Raw genomic sequence first — 20,584 nt, 5'->3', positions numbered from 1 at the left:
GTCAGCGGTCCTCGCAGACCGCGGCGCGGAACTCGCCGAGGCTCACCGTCCGGTAGCCCTCCGCGTCCGCGCCCTCCGTCTCGCCCGCTTCGTAGCGCACCTCGCCCGGCTTCAGCCCGGCGAGGTGCGCGGTCGTGAACGACACACCGGACGCCGACCAGGAGTTGCCCTCGGTCCACCCGTAGAGCGTGTAACTGCGCAGGGGATCAAGGGCGGACGGCAGCGGCTTCTCGGCCCGCCAGTCCGTGTGCCGGCCCGCGAGAGGCCAGGTCACCAGGCCGGTCGCGGGTTCGGTGCCGCGGGACCAGGAGGCGACGGTCTGCGTGGTGTCCTCCTTGCCCTCCCCTGAGACGCGGCTTCCTCGCGGTCGGTGTAGAGCGTCGCGCCGTCGATGTGGTCGTGGCAGACGGCCAGGACCCCGAGCGGCTGCCCGTGCTCGGTCACCGAGATCCCGGAGCTGCCCGCCACCGGCACGGTGCAGGCGGCCAGCAGTGCCGCAAGTACCGTCCCGCCGAAGCAGGCCGGAGCAGCCCGTCGCATCCTCATGATCCCCCCCAGGTGATCTCCCCGCCGCGAGGGTACCGGCGGCCGGACTGCTCAGTCCCTCCCCAGGAAGTGGAACGTCGGCCGCGGATGCATCAGGAAATCGTGGTGCGAGATGTTCCAGGCGTACGCGCCCGCCAGGGCGAAGGCCGCGCGGTCGCCGGCCCGTAGGCCGGGTGCCGGGACGTCGCGGGAGAGGACGTCCTTCGGGGTGCAGAGCTGACCGGCGAACGTGACCTGGGCGCCCTGCGCGCAAGGCCGCGGCCACGGGTGGGGCCACGGCGCGGACGCGGGCAGCACCGTGCAGGGCTGGTCGTGGCCCTTCGTGGCCGGGGTGCGCAGATGGTGGGTGCCGCCGCGGACCACGGCGAACTCCTTGCCGTGGCTCCGCTTCACGTCGAGGACCTCGGTCGCGTACCAGCCGCAGTACGCGGTCAGGGCCCGGCCGGGTTCGATGCGCAGGGTCAAGTCAGGGTGAGGAGCCAGGAGTTCGCCAAGTCCCTCGCCATACGCGGTCCAGTCGAAGCGGGACGCGGGGTGGGCGTAGTCCACGTTCATGCCGCCGCCCACATTGATCTCCCCGAAGCGGACGCCGTGGCGTCCGGCCAGGTCGAGGGACCACGTCACGACCGACTGGGCCAGGGCGAGCAGCGCCGGCGCGTCGAGGCCGCTGGCCAAGTGGGCGTGCACGCCCAGGAGTTCCAGCTGCGGATACGTGCCGTCCGTCAGGAGCCCGACGAGTGTGTCGGCCTCGGTGGGGTCGAGGCCGAACGGGGTCGGGTGCCCGCCCATCGCCAGGGAGCTGCTCTCCAGGGAAGCTTCGGGCAGCGGGAGGTTGAAGCGCAGGAGCACGCCCGGCCGCTCGGACGGGGCGTGCCGTGCGGTCAGCGACGCCAGCATGCGGAGCTCGTACGCGCTCTCCACGTGGAAGCGCCGGACGCCGAGTTCCAGCGCCGTGGCGATCTCGGCGGGCGTCTTGCCGGGCCCGCCGAACGCCAGCGCACGGCCTGGCGCCGCCTTGGCGACATGCGTCAGCTCGCCGCCCGAGGAGACCTCGTAGCCGTCCACGTACGGGCCGAGCGCGGACAGGATCTCCGGCTCCGGGTTCGCCTTCGCCGCGTAGTACAGCTCGACCTGGCGCGGCAGCGCAGCCCGTACGGCGCGGGCGTGGGTGCGCAGCGCGTCCAAGTCGTAGACGTAAGCGGGCAGTTCCTCGCCGGACAGGGAGTCGATCCGCTCGCGGACGGCGGGGGTCGGGGCGGTCATCGGGCGCTCCAAGGGGCGAGTGGGGCGGTCATCGGGTGCTCCAGGGGTCGAGTGGGGCGGACGCTCCGTTCAGGACGGACTCCGCGAGCGGCGACGGCAGAGGGACATAGCCCGCGGCGCGGTCCGCCTTCCGCTCCCAGCGCGTGAGCAGATTGGCCTTCGCGGGCAGCGGCACCCCCGCGAGCAGCGCCGCGAGCCGCGGCGGGCAGCCGTACGCGTCGGCGTGCTCCTGCAGTACGGCGCGGACCTCGGCCCACAGCGCGGCTTCGAGCGAGGGGTGCAGATCGGCGAGCGCGGCGAGCAGCTCGCTGACGTGGTTGACGAGCAGGCAGTACACGACCCGGTCCCAGCCGCGCTGCGCGTCATAGGTCATCGGGCCCGCGACCTCGGGCGGCAGGCCGGCCAGCGTCTCGGCGTGGTGCTCGGGCAGCAGCTTGGTGCCCTCGAGGTCGCGGAACAGGACCTGGGCGGGCATCCCGTCCTCGCCGACGCAGACCAGGACATTCTGCAGATGCGGTTCGAGGACGAGCCCATGGTCGAAGTACGCGGCCATCACCGGCGGCACGAGCAGCTTCAGATACGCCCGCCACCACGCGAGAGTCTCGTGCGGGCCCGCACCGTCCAGGAGCCGCGAGATGTGCCCGGGCCCGGTCGGATACTCGTCGGCCACCGCGCCCGCGAGCAGCGGAGTCGTCCCCGGGAGCAGACGCCGCGAGAGCCCCTCGCGGACGATCACACCGAAGCCCTCCAGGAGCGCCACATCGGGCTTCCCGTCCGGTCCCGGCAGCGCCAGGCTGCGGTACGCGGGCTCGCGCAGCATCGCGCTGCCCGGGAAGCGGGCGGCCAGATCGGCGAGCGCCCCGTCCAGGAAGCGGGTCAGGGCCACCGCGCCCGACAGCTCGTAACTGGCGTTCTTGCGCAGGCAGTTGGTGATCCGCACGTTCAGGCTGAACTTCAGGAACGTGTCGCCGTCGTACAGCGTGCGCACCGACGCCGTGGCGGCGAAGGGCCGCGCGGTGGTCCCGAGGTCGATCATGTCGCCGCTCGCCAGCGCCGCGCGCAGCGCCGGGTGGTCCTCCAGGAGCGAGAGCTGCCAGGGGTGGGCGGGAAGCAGCCGGTGGCCGGCGGGCACGGACGGGTGCAGGCGGTCCAGGGCGGCCGCCGCGTCGGGCCGCGCCAGCTCCTCGGCGACGAGGTGCTCCCGTACGGCGAACAGCCGCAGCGGGAACGAGGCACCCGCCTCGGGGGCATACGCGGCCCAGGACGCGGCGTCACCGCTGCGGGCCTTCGGCGCGGGGTGGAAGCGGTGCCCGAACAGCAGCGACTGCTCGGAGGCCAGATACGGGTCCGCGGTGAGCTCCCGGGAGCGGGCGCCGGCGAGCGCGGCCCGCACCCCCTGGTGGCTGGACGCGATCTGCTCCAGGAACTCCTCGTTGCGCACCCCGGTCCGCAGCGACAGCTCGGCCTGCGTGTATTCGGCGAGCAGCCGCCAGTCCGCCTCCGCCCAGGTGTCGCCCCGCTGGACGTACACGGGGCCGGTGTAGCGGTGCGCACCGAGCAGCGAGGTGCGGCGCAGCGCGACGCGGAGCAGGACGCCGGCGCGGGGCAGGCGAAGGAGGAGGTGGTCGTCACAGACGGCGGTCTGGTGCTCGGGGGCGGAGACTTCGCGGAGCAGGCAGTTGAGGAGGGTGTGTGCCACGGCCCAGTCGGCGCGGGGCAGTTCGGGCGGCGTGGTCGGTACGGCGGGGACGGTGCCCGTGGGCAGCGACATCAGGGGCTCCAGCGGATGCGGTCGCGGACGCGGATGCGGATGCGAGTCGAGCGGCGGAACAGGGCGGGCAGACCGACGGCACAGGCGGTGCCCAGGGCGACGGCCGTGCCGGTCAGGACGGGGGCGGCGGGCCCGAGCAGGCTGTTGCCCGCGGCGGCCGCCAGACCGGCGGCCACGGCGCCGCCCTTGGAGACGAATTCAAGTGAGCCGAACATCCCGCCGGGCGGGCGCCCTTTGGCGCAGTCGGCGGCGAGCACGGACAGACACACCAGGCCGAGCGTGAGCCCGACGCCGAGCAGCAGCCGTACGGCGGTGAACGCGGCGAGCGAATGGGCGAGACCGTGCCCGGCGAGACCGAGCGCGATGAAGCCGAAGCCGAGCGCGATGCCCAGGCGCGGACGCTCCACGAAGCGCCCGTGCACCTGCATCGCACACAGCAGGTAGCACAGGTGCGGCAGGGCGAAGAGCACTCCGGAGACGGCCGGTGAGATGCCGGGTATTCGGTCCTCTATGAGCGCGATCAGATACGGGAAGGAGATGACGGTCGAGAACACGAAGGTGAACTCGTAGACGTACAGGGCGCGCAGGGGTGTCGCCGTGGGAAGCGGGACGTCGACGGGCTCGGCCGCACGGACCTGCGGCCTCCCCGGCTCCGGCAGCAGGCACAGCATCACCGCGGCGGCCAGCGGAAGCACCGCGAGCAGCGCGTACTGCCGGTGCGGCGAGAGCCACGGAGACAGCGCGCCGACCACGATGGGCGCCACGACCAGCGCGGCGCGTGCGCTGCCCTGCATCAAGGTGAGCGCCCTGGACAGGCCGGGGCCTTCGAGGGACGCGGCGAGATAGCCGTTGGAGGCCGCGAAGGTGCCGCCGAGGATGCCCTGGAGCACGAGCGCCGCCGTGAACGTGCCGAGCGAGTCGGCCCACCCGGCGAGCACGAAGGCGAGCGCGAGGCCCAACTGGGCGCGAAGAAGCAGCCGTTTGCGTCCGAAGCGGTCCGCGAGCCGGCCCCACAGCGGGGCGCCGAGCGCACCGAACACCGTCGGGACGACATACAGCAGACCGGCCCAGCGGGCGGTCCTGTCGCCCAGCTCCGGCAGGATCTCGGTGAGATACGGCGGCAGTCCGAGCGCCGCGAACGAGGCCACGAAGTAGCAGCCGGCCACGGCGTGCACCTGCCGCCGGCCCAGGGCCGCAGGACGGTCGGGCTCCTTCTGCCGCCGCACCGACGGGGTGGTCGCGGTCATCGCCGCTCACACTCCTCGGAGCAGGTAGTTGGGCCCGCTCGTGTAGTGCTTGTTGATGTCCGCGGCGCCCGAACGCTCCTTGCTGAGCAGACTGCCCGCGGTGACCATCGCCTTGACAGGCAGCTGCCCCGCGTCCAGTACGTGCTTGCGGAGCACCGCGCCCGGCCCGGGATCCATCCGCGCCACGGCCTGCGCGAGCCGGGCCCGCACCAGGGCGAGCAGCTCGTCCAGCGGGGCACGGCCGTGCCGGGCGAGCCCGAAGGCGTAGGCGCCCGCGCACAGGTGCAGCGTGATCGTGGTGAAGAGGTCCGTGACGGCCTCGTCGTCCTCGCCGAAGATCCGCCCGTCGTCGAACTCGCAGGGATCCGGGGCGTCTTCACCGAGCATCTGCCGCAGCCGGACGGTGTTGATGCGCGGCCCGTCGTTGTCCTTGAACAGCAGCCGCAGCCGGGTGCGGCCCCCGCCCGCGCCCTCGTCGAGGACGAGCGAGATGTTCTGCTGATGCGATTCGAGGGCGATGCCGTACGAGAAGAGCGTGGTCTGCCAGTCGAAGAGCAGCGTGAGACAGGCGTCGAGCAGCGCGAGCGGATCGCCGCCGTGGAAGCGGGCCGCGAGGTGGTCGATCACCAGCCGGTCCCCGGGCGCCCGGCTCAGGAGTGCGGCCATCGGCAGCACCACGCAGTCGTCGAGACCGGCCGGGTAGGTGCGCGGCAGCACGGCGAGCAGCTCGTGACCGGCGTGGGCGTAGGTGCTCTCGTCGGCGTGCAGGATCACGCCCCGGAAGCGGGGCTCACGGTCCAGGACCGTCTCGATGAGCCGCTGTCCCGCGGCGCCGTCGACGAGCGTGCCGGGCTTGATGGTGCGGCGGTTGCGCAGGCCCAACGTGGCAGTGGCGAGCGGCAGTTTGAGGTGGGCCGCCGGGTCGTCGGCGAGGGCGACCGTACGCATCGAGAGGGTCGGGACGACATTCAGATACGGATCTTCGGCGAGCACGGCGTCCGCGTCGAGGCCCGTGGCGCGCAGGGCCTCGCGCAGCGGTTCGCCTGCGGTGAGCGGGTGGACGGGCAGGGCCAGATGGGACTGTGCGAGCCCGGGCAGGCCGAGGTCGGCGGGGGAGGGCCAGAAGGCGGGCAGGCCCCCGCGCGCGGTGACCGCGTCCTTGGGCAGGGCGATCCAGCGCAGCGCGAACGTCGGGTGGAACTCCGGGGCGTACGCGTGCAGTTGTGCGTCGCTCAGGCCGGAGCGGCCCCGTGCGGTGGGATAGACGGGGTGGTCGAGATGGGCGGCGAGGGTGTCGTACGCGAGCGAGGAGCCGAGGCCGCTCCAGCGCGCCGGATCCGTGCCGTGCCGCGCGCTCAGCGCGCCGAGCACCTCGGGCTGTACGCGCGCGTGCAGCCGCATGGTGGCCAGGGTCTGCCGGCACTCGGCGGCGAAGGCGTCGAAGCCGGGCCGGTCGACGGGGTCGGCCAGGGCGCTCAGGGCGGCCAGGACACTGTCCGTGTCCGTCAGATGTGCGCTGTCGGATTCCCGTACGAGATACGGAAGCCGAGCGGCGTACTCGCTCTGGAAGCCGTCCTCGGCGAGCGCAAGGAGGAGCGCGTCGGAACGTTCGCCCTGCGCCGGGACCACCGCACGCCTCGCGGCCAGGCGCAGCCACGGTCCGTCCGCACGCCGCACCACCGCGCCACGGGTCCGCAGCCCCACCACGTCCTCACGCAGCAGCGCGCCGAGGACCCGCAGCATCAGCTCGTCCTCGACGGAGGCGCAGTCCGAAGCCGCGACCGAAGCCGCAACCGAAGCCGCACCCTCCGGCAGGCGCACCCGGGATGCAGCGCTCACGGCGCGATCTCCCACCGCTGCGCGGCCAGGAAGTCCGCCACGACCCGGTCCACGGCCTCCTGCGAGGTACCGATGGCCCGCAGCACCCCCAGATAGTCCCGGTTGGTGCCGTACAGCTCATGGCGCTCGCCGACCTCACGCAGCGGCCGGTACGTCATGCGTACGCCGTCGGCGTCCAGATCCTGCGCCCGGGGCGCGGCGAGCAGCGTGCCCGCCGACGTGGCGCACGGGTACTCCAGGCGAGCACGGCCGTCATCGCGCGCGCCCAGGTCATCGGGCAGCGGGGTCCCGAGATGCGTCCGGAGGATGTGCTCGAAGAGCGGGATGTCCAGAAGCTGCGCGAGCAGCAGATCGCACTGGTCGCCGATCGCGCGGTAGTTGACCTCGATGATCCGCGCGCGGCCCTCGTGCACCACGAACTCGGTGTGGCAGGCGCCGAAGCCGACCCCGAGCGCGTCGAGCTGGGTGAGCACCTGCGCCACGATCTCCGGAGGGTGCGCCGGCACGAACGTGAGGCGCTCCTCGATGAAGACCGGGGGAGCGGACACTTCGGTGTGGAACCCGCCGAGCACATGGCGGCGCGTACCGTCCCCGAGCGTCTCCAGGGTGTACAGCTCGCCGGGCAGGTACTCCTCGACGACGAGGGCGGCACCGGTCCTGCGCTCCTGGATCTCCTTGCAGCGCAGCACGAGTTCGGCCGGTCCGTCGACGAGCACGACGTCCTCGCTGGCCACCCCTTCGCGCGGCTTGACCACGCACGGGTACGGCACGGGCAGCGAGGTGAGCGAGGCCGGGTCCTGGCCCGCGGGCAGCTCGGCCGACCAGACCGTATCGACGCCTTCGGCCGCCAGATGACGGCGCATCCCGGCCTTGTCCTTGGCGCGCAGCGCGGCCCGCCAGTCCTTGCCGGGCAGGCCGAAGTAGTCGGCGGCCAGGGCGGCCTGGGTCTGCAGATGGTCGCTGTTGGTGAACACCGCGTCGGGGCGGTGGCCGTGCGTGGCGATCCGTGTGATCACCGCGCGGAAGTCCCGTACGTCGCACTCCAGGATCTCGACCCCGGCGGCGAAGTCGAGCCCCTCATAAGCGCGTTGGTGCAGTTCGGGGCGGTCGGTGAGCAGGGTGACGTCGAGTCCGAGGCGGGCTGCCGCGGGCAGGAAGCCTTCGGTGACCGAGTCGGTGGGGACGGTGGCGAGCAGGAACAGCCGCATGGGCTGAACCCCTTCCGGGTGGGGGGTGAGCAAGGGGGTGGGGCCGGGCCGCCATGGGGGAGTGCGGCCCGGCCCGGGAGAGGCATGAAGCCTTGGAACGTGAAGCCTTGGGACGTGAACCCTTGGGGCGTTACGCCTTGGAGCGTTACGCCTCCGGCAGCTCGACGCCCGCGGCCTTCGCGACGTCCTCGAGCATGTGCTCGGCGGCCTGGACACCGATGCCGGACATCCAGGTCTCGTCCGGAACGGTGAAGACCTTGTCGTTCTTCACGGCGCCGAGGGACTTCCAGACCGGGTTGGACGTGACGTCCTTCTGCTTGGTCTTGGACGGCTCGTCGGCCAGCGTCACGAACACCAGGTCGGCCTCGGCCTTGTCGATCTGCTCGGGGCTGACGTCGAGCATCGTGACCTCGGGGTCGGTCGAGGACTGCGACTCGGGGCGCTGCAGGCCGATGTCGTCGAGGACGACACCGCTGTACGAGGACTTCTGGTAGAGACGCGTCGGACCGGCCACGAAGCGGACCACCGAAGCGGACGGCATCTTGCCGTCGAACTTCTCCTTGATGGCCTCACCCAGCGCCTTCGCGCGGGCCTCGTACGCCTTCAGGCGGTCGCCGGCCTCCTTCTCAAGACCGAGGGCCTCGGCGTGAACCTTCAGGTTCTCCTTCCAGGGGCCGCCGGTGGTCTCGGTGAAGACGGTCGGGGCGATGCCCTTGAGCTTGTCGTAGACCTTCTCGTGGCGGACCTTGGAGGACAGGATCAGATCCGGCTTGAGCGAGGCGATCAGCTCGAGGTTCGGCTCCAGGAGCGGGCCGACGTCCTTGGCGCCCTCGACCTTGTCGCCCAGGTACTCGGGGAAGCCGCCCGCGGTCTTGAAGTGCGGGGAGACGGCGCCGACCGGCTTGATGCCGAGCATCGTGACCGAGTCGAGCTCACCGGTGTCGAGCACGACCACGTTCTTGGGCTGCGTGGGGATCTCGGTCTCGCCCATGGCGTGCTTGACGGTCCGCGGGAAGGCGTCGGACGCGGCGCCGACGTTCTCCTTGCCCTTGGAGTCGGTGGACTTGTCCTCGCTGCCGCCGCAGCCGGTGAGCGCCGTGACGCCGATGGCGAGGGCGGCGAGAGCGGTGCCGAGGCGGCGCAGGCCGCGCGGGGTGGTTCTGGTGGACATGAGGGTTCTTTCCTGTTGTGAGCGGTCATCGAGGGTTTCTGCCGTACGGGCAGGTGGAGCAGGAGCCGTACGGCAGGAGAAGCAGGAGCCGTACGGGCAGCAGGCGCACGAGCCGTACGGGCTGGGGGACTTGGCGCTGTTCAGACAGGTGGGCGCCGTCCGGCAGGCCGGTGTCTGGGGATGACGAGCGGGGTGCCGGACTCCGGGTCGGGGATCACCCGGCAGTCCACGTCGAACACGGACTTCACGAGCTCCGCGTCGAGGACGTCGGCCGGTGCGCCGGCCGCCGCGAGCTGCCCGTCCTTGAGGACCACGAGGTGGTCCGCGTAACGGGCGGCCTGTCCGAGGTCGTGCAGCACCATCACGACGGTGCGGCCGGCCTCGGCGTGCAACTCGGCCACCAGATCGAGGACATCGAGCTGGTGCCGCAGATCGAGGAAGGTCGTGGGCTCGTCGAGCAGCAGCAGATCCGTGTCCTGCGCCAGGGCCAGGGCGATCCAGGCGCGCTGGCGCTGACCGCCGGAGAGCTGGTCCACGGGCTGCTCGCGCAGCACATCGGTGCCGGTGCGGGCGAGGGCCGCGTCCACGGCGGCCTGGTCGGCGGTCGACCACGGGCTGAGAAGCCGCTGATGCGGATAGCGGCCGAGCCGGACCAGGGCCTCGACGGTGATCGCCTCGGGCGTCACCGGCTGCTGCGGAAGCAGCCCCATCCGGCGCGCGAGGGCGCGGGCGGGCATCCGGTGGATGTCCGTGCCGTCCAGCGCCACGGAGCCGCCCGCGGGGGCGAGCAGCCGGGTCAGGCCGCGCAACAGGGTGGACTTTCCACAGGCGTTGGGCCCGACGATCGCGGTGATCGCGTCACCGGGAAGGACCAGGTCGAGCCCGTCCACGATCACGCGGTCGCCGTAGCGCAGATCGAGCCCGCGGGTGGAGAGCTCGTTGCGCCGGGGAGCGGACGCGTCGTCCCGGGGAACCCGATGCTCGGTGGCGGCCAGCTGCTCGGACGTCATACGGAGCTCCTGTTGGCGGGCATGCTCTGACGGATCATCAAGACGAGGAGCCAGGGGGCCCCGAGCGTCGCGGTGACCACCCCGACGGGCAGTCCTTCGACCGGAAGCAGGTGCTGCACCACCAGGTCGGAGGAGAGCAGCAGCACGGCTCCCACGAGGCAGGACAGCGCGGTGGTCGCGGCCGTGGGCGGACCCGCGACGAAGCGCACCAGATGCGGTACGGCCAGGGCCACGAACGCGACGGGACCGGTCAGCGCGGCGGCCAGGGAGGCCAACGCGATGGCGGTGAGCAGCAGTTGGAGCCGGGCGCTGGACACCTTGATGCCGAGCGCACCCGCCGACTCGTCCCCGAGGTCGAGCACCGCGAGCCGCCGGTGCAGCACGAATGCGGCGGCGAGCGCCACGACACCGGCCACGGCGGCCGCGCCGACCTCGGTCCAGGTGCGCCCGTACAGCGAGCCGGTCGTCCACTGCAGGGCCGCCCCGGCGAGCTCGGCGGGGAAGCGCACCACCATGAGGTTCACGGCCGCCGCGAGACCCGCCTGGACCGCGAGGCCCACGAGCACGAGCCGTGTGACGGTCAGGCCCGAGCTCCAGGCGAAGACACCGAGCAGCAGCGCGGCGAGCAGCCCTCCGCCGAGCGCGCCGAGCGGGATGAACGAGGCGGACGCACCGGTCGCGAGCAGCACCACGGACCCGAAGGACGCGCCGCCGGTAATGCCCATGACATCCGGAGATGCCAGGGGATTGCGGAACAGCCGCTGAAGCAGCGACCCCGCCACACCGAGCCCGGCGCCCGCGATCAGCGCGGCCGCGAGCCGGGGCGCGCGGAACTCCTGCACCACGAACACATCGCCCTGGTCCCCGAGTCCGACGAGCGCCCGTAGCGCCACGGAGGCCTCCATGGACATCTGGCCGACGGTGAGCGAGACGACGGACAGGGCCACGAGCGCGGCGACGGCGCACGCGCCGAGCAGCAGCACGCGACGGCGGACCCGGGTGCGCGCGCTCACCGCGCGCGCCGGGGCGGAAGCTTCGAGAAGGCCGGTCATCGGGCCACCCTCCGCGCGAGCAGGGCGAGCAGCGGCGCCCCCAGGAAGGCGCTGACGATGCCCACTTCGAGCTCGGACGGCCGGATGACCACGCGCCCGAGCACATCGGCGGCGAGCAGCAGCAGCGGCCCGGCGATCAGGCACCCGGGCACGAGCAGCCGGTGGTCGCCGCCGAGGAGCGGCCGTACGAGATGGGGCGCGGCGAGTCCGATGAAGCCGATGGGCCCGGCGACGGCGACCGCGGAACCGGCGAGCAGCACCACCGCCACCGCGCCCGCGAGCCGGATACGGGCCACCGGGACGCCGAGCGCCTGGGCCGAGTCGTCTCCGAGGGCAAGGGCGTTGAGTGCCGGGGTGACGGCGAGCGCGACGAGCAGGCCGAGCACCAGCGTCGGAAGGACCGGATAGAGCACGTCGAGGGGCCGCTCCGAGATGGAGCCGGCCAGCCAGAAGCGGGCCTCGTCCAGGGTGCGTTCGCTGGCCAGCATCACGGCGGAGGTCCAGGAGAGCAGCACGAGCTGCAGGACCGTACCGCCGAGGGCGAGCCGCACCGGCTCGATGTCACCGGAGCGTCGGGCGAGCAGCAGCGCGAAGAACATCGCGCCCGCCGCTCCCGCGAACGCGAACCACACATATTGGACAGGCTGGTTGAGTCCGAGCGCATAGATGGCGACCACCACGGCGAACCCGGCACCCGCGTTGATGCCGAGCGTGGTGGGCGCGGCGAGCGGATTGCGGGTGATGCCCTGGGCCACGGCCCCCGCCACCCCGAGCGCCGCGCCGACGGCGAGACCGACGACCGTACGGGGCAGCCGCAGACCGGTCACGACCAGGGCTTCCTTCCCCTGCGCGCCCCCGAACAGGGCGTCCGCCACGGTGGACAGCGGCACCGGCCGCGCTCCGAGGGCGAGGCTCAGCGCGGCGCACAGCGCCAACAAGGCCACCCCGGCCAGGAGGAGAGGTATCCGCCGGGCGGAGGTGGGGGGAGCGCCGGCGGCGACACCCGTTGCGGATTTGGACACGACGTGGACTTTAGGTTAGGCATACCTAAGTCTGTCAACTTGCTGTGAGACGGTCGTCGACGCGCGGCCACGCCCTTGCGGTCAAGATCTTCGGGCTATGGCTAAGGTAAGCCTCGCCTTATGGCGTTGTCGACGAGGGGGCGCAGTTGAGCACAGGACCGGCCACTCTGCCGGCGATTTCGGCTGAAAACGACGCCTCGTCGCTGTCCGGCACGTACCGACTCCTCCTGGAGACCTGCGAGTCGCTGCAGGTCGAGATCGGCCGACCGCCGATGCCGTACGGGGAGCAGTCGGCCGACGGGTCCGCCCTGGCCGCACGCCCGGAGCTCCTCGACGCCGCCATCGACGGTGAAGTGGCCCGTATCCAGGCGAAGTTCGGGCCCGCTCCGCGCCGCGAGGTCGCCGCCTCCCGGCTGCTCCACCACTACCTGTGGAGCGTCGGACTGCTCCTGAGCGGCCCCTGGTACCTGACCCGCCGGGTGCCGCGGATCCGCCCGCGCGACATCCGTATCGACCTGGCGACCGCCGAACTCGCGCTCACGCCCGGCGGGTTCACCTGCCTGCCCGGGGATCCGGCGGCCGGCCTTCCCGGCGTACGCGTCGTCGCGCACGAGGAGGCTCTGCGGGCCGAACTGCGCGCCGCCTACGCCGACCATATGCGCCCGCTGCTCACCGCCATCGGCCCCGCGATCCGCCGCGGCCCGCGCGCCCTGTGGGGCATGGCGGGCGACGACCTGGTCTCCGGCGTCTGGTACCTGGGCCGGATGCTCGGCCAGGAGGAGCAGTCCGTGCGGTCCGCGACCACGCTCCTGCCCACCGGTATCGCGCCCTTCCCCTCCGGCGCCGACTTCCGCCGTCTGCAAGGCAGTTCGGGCCGCACCCACCTGACCCGCACCCGGGCCGGATGCTGTCTCTACTACGCCATCCGTAGCGCACCGGACTCGACCGCGGAACCGGCCCGGGCCTGCGCCACGTGCCCGCGCGTCTGCGACGCGGAGCGAGTGCGCCGGATCGAAACGGAATGAGCGCCACCCGTTCCGTTCCCCGCGTCACCTGCGCGTAACGCCCCCGGCACACCGCCGACTCGCCGTCGTACGCCCTCACCACGTTTCGGTAACGTCCCGGCGAAACCCCGTTCCCCTGCTTTTCTACGCGCGTTACTGTGCGCCGAAACCAGCGTCACTGCGCGCTGAAATCAGCGCCCGCAGCGGCGCGTTGGGGATCGTGGGGGTCGTTGGGATGAAGGGGATGCTTCCAATGCGGCAGAAGCGGCGGATATCGAGGCTCTCCAGAGTGGCTGTGGCGGTCTCCGCCCTGGCCCTCGCGGCGAGCGCTTGTGGCAAGACCAGCACCGAGAGCAACACGCCCGAGGAGACCAAGGGCGGCGACAAGGCGGGCTCCTCCTCGTACAAGGGCAAGGGCATCGGGCTCGCGTACGACATCGGCGGCCAGGGCGACCAGTCCTTCAACGACGCCGCGTTCGCCGGGTACGAGAAGGCCAAGGCGGAGTTCAAGATCGGCGGGGTCGACGTCGAGCCCTCCGACGGCGAGTCGGACGCCGACAAGATCCAGCGCCTGACCTCGCTGGCCAAGCAGGGCTACAACCCCGTGATCGGTGTCGGCTTCGTCTACGCCAAGGCCGTCGGCGAGGTCTCCAAGAAGTTCCCGAAGACCACCTTCGGGATCATCGACGACTCCACCGTCAAGGAGCCCAACGTCGCGTCCCTCGTCTTCAACGAGGAGCAGGGCTCGTATCTCGCCGGCGTCGCCGCCGCGAAGGCCACCAAGACCAAGACGGTCGGCTTCATCGGCGGTGTGGAGATCCCGCTGATCAAGAAGTTCGAGGCGGGCTTCGTCCAGGGCGTCACCGACACGGACAAGTCGGTCAAGGTCAAGACCCAGTACCTGACCCAGCCGCCGAACTTCGACGGCTTCTCCAAGCCGGACCTCGGCCGCGAGGCGGGCAAGGGCCAGCTCGACGCGGGCGCCGACGTGATCTACCACGCCGCCGGTCTCGCCGGGCAGGGCACGATCGAGGCCGTCGCCGCCGAGAAGAAGTGGGCGATCGGCGTCGACTCCGACCAGTACAACCAGAAGGCGCTGGACAAGCAGAAGGACTACATCCTCACCTCGATGACCAAGGACGTGGGCGGCGCGGTCTACGCCCTCACCAAGTCCGTGGTCGAGGGCAAGCCGCTCACCGGTGAGCAGCGTTTCGACCTCAAGGCCAACGGAGTGGGCCTGGCCGACTCCAACCCCGCGTACAAGGAGATGGCCGAGCTCGTCGCGGCCGTCGACAAGGCGCGCAAGGCCATCGAGGACGGGACCATCACGGTGAAGTCCGCTCCGTAACCTTTCGTCACCTCGGCATTACTCACTGCGCCGGACCGGCTGTTTCCGCTGGTCCGGCGCATTGCTTTGGCGCATGGGACAAAAGCCGCAAGCTGTGAGTCCAGGCACAAGCAGATAACAGGTGTTCCCAAGCGGTTTTAACTTTTGTCTACGCGCGTTACGCTGCGGCGAAACATGCGTCATGTAGGCGCTGTACGAAGGAGAACCTCCCCATGAACCGGGTGTCCCGATTCGCGGTTGCAGGCGCTGCTGCCACCGCACTCGCTGTCTCCCTTACCGCCTGTGGCGGTAAGTCCACCGACTCCGGCTCCTCGTCCTCGGACGACTCCAAGGGCAAGGGCGTCGCCATCGCGTACGACATCGGCGGCAAGGGCGACCAGTCCTTCAACGATGCCGCTTACGCGGGCATGGAGCGCGCCATGAAGGAGCTGAACATCGGCGGCGAGGACGTCGAGCCTTCGGACGGCGAGTCGGACGCCGACAAGATCCAGCGCCTCACCTCGCTGGCCAAGCAGGGCTACAACCCGGTCATCGGCATCGGCTTCGCCTACGCCCCGGCCGTCAAGGAGGTGGCCGCGAAGTTCCCGGACACCACCTTCGGCGTCGTGGACGACGAGACCGTCCAGGCGAAGAACGTCGCGGACCTCGTCTTCTCCGAGGAGCAGGGCTCCTACCTCGCGGGTGTGGCCGCCGCCAAGACCACCAAGTCGAAGACCGTCGGCTTCGTCGGCGGTGTCGAGACCCCGCTGATCAAGAAGTTCCAGGCCGGCTTCGAGCAGGGCGTCAAGGACACGGACCCGTCGGTCAAGGTCCGCTCGCAGTACCTGACCCAGCCGCCGAACTTCGACGGCTTCTCGAAGCCCGACCTCGGCAAGGAAGCCGCCAAGGGCATGATCGACGGTGGCGCCGACGTGGTTTACCACGCCGCGGGCCTGGCCGGTCAGGGCACCATCGAGGCCGCCGCCGAGGCCAAGAAGTGGGCGATCGGCGTCGACTCGGACCAGTACAACCAGAAGGCCCTTGCCAAGTACAAGGACTACATCCTGACCTCGGTCACCAAGGGTGTCTCCGACGCGGTCTTCAACCTGGCCAAGTCGGTCCAGGACGGCAAGCCCGAGACCGGTGTGATCCGCGCCGACCTGAAGTCCGGTGGTGTCGCGCTCGCCGACTCCAACCCCGACTTCATGAAGATGACCGAGGTGCAGGAGGCCGTGAAGAAGGCCGAAGAGGGCATCAAGGACGGCTCCATCAAGGTCAAGACCACCCCGTAATGATCTGAAGGTCACGGCGTTCACGCCGTGACGGTCACGACGTTCACTGTCGTGACACGGGACGGGAACGGGGTACGGCGAGCATCATCTCCCGTACCCCGTTTCCTTCCATCCGGAGGGCCACTGCACGCGCGGCCCTCACTGTTTCAACACTGTCGTTGAACCAGGGGCGTTGCGCAGGACGCCCCTTCCCTGAGGAGAGTCGCCATCAACGCGTCCAGCAGCCCTCCGGCCGACGGCCAGGCGCCTGCCGTAGAACTGGCGGGCATCACCAAGCGCTTCCCCGGTGTCGTGGCCAACCACGACATCCACTTCAGCGTCCGCAAGGGCACCGTGCACGCCCTGGTCGGCGAGAACGGCGCGGGCAAGTCGACGCTGATGAAGATCCTCTACGGCATGCAGAAGCCGGACGAGGGCACCATCGCGATCAACGGCGAGCAGGTGTCCCTCGGCAGCCCGGCCGACGCCATCGCCCGCGGCATCGGCATGGTGCACCAGCACTTCATGCTGGCCGACCAGCTCACGGTCCTGGAGAACGTGGTGCTCGGCAGCGAGAAGCTGCACGGCATCGGCGGCCAGGCCCGTAAGAAGATCAAGGAGATCTCCGACGCGTACGGTCTCGGGGTCAAGCCCGACGCCCTGGTCGAGAACCTCGGCGTGGCCGACCGCCAGCGCGTGGAGATCCTCAAGGTCCTCTACCGCGGCGCCCGCACCCTGATCCTCGACGAGCCCACCGCGGTGCTCGTGCCGCAGGAGGTCGACGCGCTCTTCGCCAACCTCCGCGAGCTCAAGGCCGAGGGCCTCTCGGTCATCTTCATCTCGCACAAGCTCGGCGAGGTGCTCGCCGTCGCCGACGACATCACGGTGATCCGCCGCGGTACGACGGTCGGCACGGCCGTCCCCTCGGAGACCACCCCGCGCCAGCTGGCCGAGCTGATGGTCGGCTCCGCGCTGCCCACCCCCGAGACCAGCGACTCGACGGTCACCGACCGGCCGATGATCCAGGTCGAGGGCCTGCGCCTGGAGGGCGAGGGCGGCCGTGCGCTGCTCGACGACATCTCCTTCACGATCCACGAGGGCGAAGTCCTCGGTATCGCGGGCGTCGAGGGCAACGGCCAGACGGAGCTGATCGACGCGCTGATCGGCCTCAAGGGCGCCGACTCCGGCACGATCCAGCTGGCCGGCACCGAGATCACCGCGTGGCCGACCCGCAAGCGCCGCGAGGACGGCATCGGGTACATCCCCGAGGACCGCCACCGCCACGGCCTGCTGCTCGAATCCCCGCTGTGGGAGAACCGCATCCTCGGCCACGTCACCGAGAAGCCCAACGCCAAGGGCTTCTGGCTGGACCTCAAGGCCGCGCAGGAGGACACGAAGCGCATCGTCCAGGAGTACGACGTCCGTACCCCCGGAATCGACGTCACCGCGGCCTCGCTCTCCGGCGGCAACCAGCAGAAGCTGATCGTCGGCCGCGAGATGAGCCACAAGCCGCGCTTCCTGATCGCCGCCCACCCCACCCGTGGTGTGGACGTCGGCGCGCAGGCCCAGATCTGGGACCAGATCCGCGAGGCCCGCCGCGAAGGACTCGCGGTGCTCCTGATCTCCGCGGACCTGGACGAGCTGATCGGTCTCTCCGACACCCTGCGCGTGATCTACCGCGGCAAGCTCGTCGCGGACGCCGACCCGGCGACCATCACGCCCGAGGAGCTCGGCTCCGCCATGACGGGTGCTGTCACCGGTCACCTTGAGCACGACGAGGACGCCGAGCTGAGCGAGGCCACGCTGCTGGAGCAGCAGGCCCGCGAGGACGCGCCGGACCCGCAGGACGCCCCGGAGGACGAGGCCCGATGAAGAAGTTCGACAAGGAGCGGGTGCTGCTCGCACTCGCCGGACCGGCCATCGCGCTGGTCGTGGCCGTGGCGCTGACCTCGGTCGTGCTGCTCGTCTCGGGCAAGAGCCCGATCGAGCCGTACACGATCATGTTCGAGCAGGCCACGTTCTCCGACATCCAGGTCCTGATCATCAACCAGGCCACGATGTACTACCTGGCCGCCGTCGCCGTCGCGGTCGGCTTCCGGATGAACCTGTTCAACATCGGCGTCGACGGCCAGTACCGCCTCGCCGCGATGACCACCGCACTGGTCGGCGCGCATGTCGCGCTGCCGTCCTTCCTGCAGGTCCCGATGCTGATCCTGGTCGCGATGCTCACCGGCGCCTTCTGGGCCGGTATCGCGGGCGTCCTGAAGACCACCCGCGGCGTCAGCGAGGTCGTCGCCACGATCATGCTGAACGCGATCGCGACCAGCCTGATCGCCTGGCTGACCCTCACCGAGAACTTCGGTGTCGCGGTCGGCAACAACTCCACCACCGGCGAGATGAAGGAATCCGGCTGGATCCCCGGCATCGAGGTCGCCGGCGGCGAGATCTACGGCCTGATCGTGCTCGCGGTCCTGGTCGGCATCGCCTACTGGCTGGTCCTCGGCCGCACCCGCTTCGGCTTCGACCTGCGCGCCACCGGCGCCTCCGAGTCGGCCGCCGCGGCGAGCGGTGTGAACGCCAAGCGCATGGTCCTCATGGCCATGCTGATCTCCGGCGGTCTGGCCGGCCTCTCGGGCCTGCCCATCCTGCTCGGCGACTCCCACACCTACGGCCTGACCTTCCCGGCGGGCCTCGGCTTCACCGCCATCGGTATCGCACTCCTCGGCCGCAACCATCCGGTCGGCATCGCGTTCGCCGCGCTTCTGTGGGCCTGGCTCGACAAGGCCTCGCAGGACCTCGACTACCGCGGTTACGACAAGGAGATCGCGGTCATCATGCAGGGCCTGATCGTCCTCGCGGTCGTCATCTCGTACGAGGCCGTGCGCCAGTGGGGCCTCAAGCGTCAGCAGCAGCGCGTCGGCGAAGAGCTCGCCGCGGCCGCCCGTAAGACCAAGAGCAATGAGGAGGTGGCTGCCCGATGAGCACGGCAACCGACGTCAACAAGCCCAAGGTGCAGCCGCGCCCCACGGGCGGCAAGCTCTCGCTTGCGAAGATCATGATCGGGGTCGCGGGCCTGCTGGTCCTCGTCTCGATCGTGCGCCTGATCACCGGCGCCGACGGCATCACCTCCGTCGGCCAGATGTCCACCGCGCTCAAGCTCGCCGTGCCGATCGGCCTCGCCGGTCTCGGCGGTCTGTGGGCCGAGCGCGCGGGCGTCGTGAACATCGGCCTCGAAGGCATGATGATCCTCGGCACCTGGTTCGGTGCCTGGGCCGGCTACCAGTGGGGCCCGTGGACCGGTCTCCTCATGGGCGTGGTCGGCGGTGCGATCGGCGGTCTGATCCACGCGATCGCCACGGTCACCTTCAAGGTCAACCACATCGTTTCCGGTGTCGCGATCAACATCCTCGCGATCGGTGCCACTCGCTACATGTCGACCTTCGCCTTCGAGAACGTCGAGGGCGGCACCTCCAAGCAGTCCCCGCCGGTCGAGACCCTCGGCACCTTCTCGATCCCGGGCCTGTCCACCTGGCTGGACTCGCTCAACGAGAAGGGCTGGTTCCTGGTCTCGGACATCGCGGGCCTGCTCGGTGGCGCGATGACCAACCTGTCGCCGCTGACCGTGATCGCCATCGCCCTGGTGCCCTTCACCTGGTGGGCGCTGTGGCGCACGTCCTTCGGTCTGCGTCTGCGCTCCTGCGGTGAGCACCCGGTCGCGGCCGAGTCCCTGGGCGTCAACGTCTACAAGTACAAGTACCTCGCCGTGATCATCTCGGGCGGTTTCGCGGGCCTCGGCGGTGCGTTCCTCTCGATCGTGTCGGCCAGCTTCTACCTCGAGGGCCAGACGGGCGGCCGCGGCTACATCGGTCTCGCCTCGATGATCTTCGGCAACTGGATGCCGGGCGGCCTGGCGATGGGCGCGGGCCTGTTCGGCTACACCGACAGCCTCAACCTGCGTGGCGGCGGCACCAACGTCCACGCGCTGCTGCTCCTGCTCTTCTTCCTGATGGTCATCGCCATCGGCTGGCAGATCTGGCGCAAGCGGTACGTCCCGGCAGTGATCACCTCGGCCGTCGCGGCCCTCGTCCTGGTCTGGTACCTCCTGACGGACGAGGTCCCGAGCCAGTTCGTGACGGCCACGCCGTACGTGGTGACGCTGGTGGTCCTGGCACTGTCGGCCCAGCGCCTGCGGATGCCCAAGGCGGACGGTCTGCCCTACTACAAGGGCCAGGGCAAGTGACGACGGCTCCCTTCGACTGGGAGCACCTGCGAGCGCAGGCCCGGGACGCGATGTCCCGGGCCTACGCCCCGTACTCGCACTATCCGGTCGGCGCGGCGGCACTTGTCTCCGACGGCCGGGTGGTCACGGGCTGCAACGTCGAGAACGCCTCGTACGGGCTCGGCCTGTGCGCCGAGTGCGGCCTCGTCTCCTCGCTCGTCGCGGGCGGCGGCGGCCGCCTCACGCACTTCACGTGCGTGGACGGCACGGGCGCGGTCCTGGTCCCGTGCGGCCGCTGCCGCCAGCTCCTTTACGAGTTCGGCGGCCCGGACCTCCTGGTGGAGACCCCCGAGGGCGTCCTCCCCTTGTCGGCGATGCTGCCGCAGGCGTTCGGCCCGGATCACCTGAAGGGCTGAGCCCAACTTCAGCCCCTGCGGCGTTTGAGCAGGCGGGGTCTGGGGGCGCAGCCCCCAGTGGGGGCGAGGGGCGAAGCCCCAGAGGGGGTGCAGGGGGCGAAGCCCCCGCGGCCCACCCACCCGGGGGGCGCGGCCAATACCCACCCCCCCAGGGGGGCGCCGCCCAAACCCCCCCCCCCCGGGGGGCGCCGCCCAAACCCCCCCCCCCCGGGGGGCGC

At 70.9% G+C, this 20,584-nt stretch carries 18 protein-coding genes; 7 read left to right on the top strand and 11 right to left on the bottom strand.

The window, feature by feature from the left end:
• Position 1: 1 nt before the first annotated feature.
• The 11 genes from H9Y04_RS47010 to H9Y04_RS31815 form a co-directional block, all read right to left on the bottom strand.
• A complete protein-coding gene (locus tag H9Y04_RS47010) occupies positions 2-274 on the bottom strand; it encodes a hypothetical protein (protein WP_236071738.1) in 273 nt (90 codons plus the stop codon).
• A complete protein-coding gene (locus H9Y04_RS47005; RefSeq protein ID WP_236071736.1) occupies positions 271-540 on the bottom strand; it encodes a hypothetical protein in 270 nt (89 codons plus the stop codon). The genes H9Y04_RS47010 and H9Y04_RS47005 overlap by 4 nt, the downstream gene beginning before the upstream one ends.
• A gap of 57 nt (positions 541-597) precedes the next feature.
• A complete protein-coding gene (locus tag H9Y04_RS31855) occupies positions 598-1,809 on the bottom strand; it encodes a type III PLP-dependent enzyme (RefSeq protein ID WP_187817588.1) in 1,212 nt (403 codons plus the stop codon).
• Positions 1,810-1,837: 28 nt separating this feature from the next.
• On the bottom strand, positions 1,838-3,580 hold the full coding sequence (locus H9Y04_RS31850; protein WP_187817587.1) for an IucA/IucC family protein: 1,743 nt from the start codon (positions 3,578-3,580) through the stop codon (positions 1,838-1,840).
• Positions 3,580-4,827 carry an MFS transporter gene (locus tag H9Y04_RS31845; RefSeq protein WP_187817586.1) on the bottom strand — a complete coding sequence of 416 codons (1,248 nt, stop codon included), beginning with the start codon at positions 4,825-4,827 and terminating at the stop codon, positions 3,580-3,582. Before H9Y04_RS31845 ends, H9Y04_RS31850 begins: the two co-directional genes overlap by 1 nt.
• A 6-nt stretch (positions 4,828-4,833) precedes the next feature.
• Positions 4,834-6,570 carry an IucA/IucC family protein gene (locus H9Y04_RS31840; RefSeq protein WP_187817756.1) on the bottom strand — a complete coding sequence of 579 codons (1,737 nt, stop codon included), beginning with the start codon at positions 6,568-6,570 and terminating at the stop codon, positions 4,834-4,836.
• Between the two features lie 92 nt (positions 6,571-6,662).
• Positions 6,663-7,874 carry an ATP-grasp domain-containing protein gene (locus H9Y04_RS31835; RefSeq protein WP_187817585.1) on the bottom strand — a complete coding sequence of 404 codons (1,212 nt, stop codon included), beginning with the start codon at positions 7,872-7,874 and terminating at the stop codon, positions 6,663-6,665.
• Between the two features lie 145 nt (positions 7,875-8,019).
• Positions 8,020-9,045 carry an ABC transporter substrate-binding protein gene (locus tag H9Y04_RS31830; RefSeq protein WP_187817584.1) on the bottom strand — a complete coding sequence of 342 codons (1,026 nt, stop codon included), beginning with the start codon at positions 9,043-9,045 and terminating at the stop codon, positions 8,020-8,022.
• A gap of 140 nt (positions 9,046-9,185) precedes the next feature.
• The gene (locus tag H9Y04_RS31825; protein WP_236071734.1) at positions 9,186-10,055 is read right to left on the bottom strand and encodes an ABC transporter ATP-binding protein; all 870 of its coding nucleotides are present in this window, start codon (positions 10,053-10,055) and stop codon (positions 9,186-9,188) included.
• Entirely contained in the window at positions 10,052-11,107 is a 1,056-nt protein-coding gene (locus H9Y04_RS31820; protein ID WP_187817583.1) for a FecCD family ABC transporter permease, read from the bottom strand. The genes H9Y04_RS31825 and H9Y04_RS31820 overlap by 4 nt, the downstream gene beginning before the upstream one ends.
• Positions 11,104-12,129, bottom strand: a complete 1,026-nt coding sequence (locus H9Y04_RS31815) for a FecCD family ABC transporter permease (protein ID WP_308801302.1) — start codon at positions 12,127-12,129, stop codon at positions 11,104-11,106. Before H9Y04_RS31815 ends, H9Y04_RS31820 begins: the two co-directional genes overlap by 4 nt.
• Before the next feature lie 146 nt (positions 12,130-12,275).
• On the opposite strand from H9Y04_RS31815, the gene H9Y04_RS31810 reads away from it, so the two are divergent.
• The 7 genes from H9Y04_RS31810 (at position 12,276) to H9Y04_RS46995 (ending at position 20,366) form a co-directional block, all read left to right on the top strand.
• Positions 12,276-13,154, top strand: a complete 879-nt coding sequence (locus H9Y04_RS31810) for an iron-sulfur protein (RefSeq protein ID WP_187817582.1) — start codon at positions 12,276-12,278, stop codon at positions 13,152-13,154.
• Positions 13,155-13,386: 232 nt separating this feature from the next.
• The gene (locus H9Y04_RS31805) at positions 13,387-14,481 is read left to right on the top strand and encodes a BMP family lipoprotein (RefSeq protein WP_187817581.1); all 1,095 of its coding nucleotides are present in this window, start codon (positions 13,387-13,389) and stop codon (positions 14,479-14,481) included.
• A 212-nt stretch (positions 14,482-14,693) separates the two neighbouring features.
• Positions 14,694-15,752, top strand: a complete 1,059-nt coding sequence (locus H9Y04_RS31800; RefSeq protein WP_187817580.1) for a BMP family lipoprotein — start codon at positions 14,694-14,696, stop codon at positions 15,750-15,752.
• Between the two features lie 207 nt (positions 15,753-15,959).
• Complete coding sequence (locus tag H9Y04_RS31795; protein WP_187817753.1) at positions 15,960-17,603, top strand: ABC transporter ATP-binding protein; 1,644 nt, start codon at positions 15,960-15,962, stop codon at positions 17,601-17,603.
• Positions 17,600-18,712, top strand: coding sequence for an ABC transporter permease (locus H9Y04_RS31790; RefSeq protein WP_187817579.1), 1,113 nt, complete (start codon positions 17,600-17,602; stop codon positions 18,710-18,712). Before H9Y04_RS31795 ends, H9Y04_RS31790 begins: the two co-directional genes overlap by 4 nt.
• Positions 18,709-19,971 (top strand): ABC transporter permease, encoded by a 1,263-nt coding sequence (locus H9Y04_RS47000; protein WP_187817578.1) that lies wholly within the window; start codon positions 18,709-18,711, stop codon positions 19,969-19,971. The genes H9Y04_RS31790 and H9Y04_RS47000 overlap by 4 nt, the downstream gene beginning before the upstream one ends.
• Positions 19,968-20,366 carry a cytidine deaminase gene (locus H9Y04_RS46995; protein WP_187817577.1) on the top strand — a complete coding sequence of 133 codons (399 nt, stop codon included), beginning with the start codon at positions 19,968-19,970 and terminating at the stop codon, positions 20,364-20,366. Before H9Y04_RS47000 ends, H9Y04_RS46995 begins: the two co-directional genes overlap by 4 nt.
• The last annotated feature ends 218 nt before the right edge of the window (positions 20,367-20,584 follow it).

Origin of the sequence: Streptomyces polyasparticus, from assembly GCF_014493765.1 — a bacterium.
GTDB lineage: Bacteria > Actinomycetota > Actinomycetes > Streptomycetales > Streptomycetaceae > Streptomyces > Streptomyces polyasparticus.
This window is presented reverse-complemented; position numbering and strand designations above follow the sequence as displayed.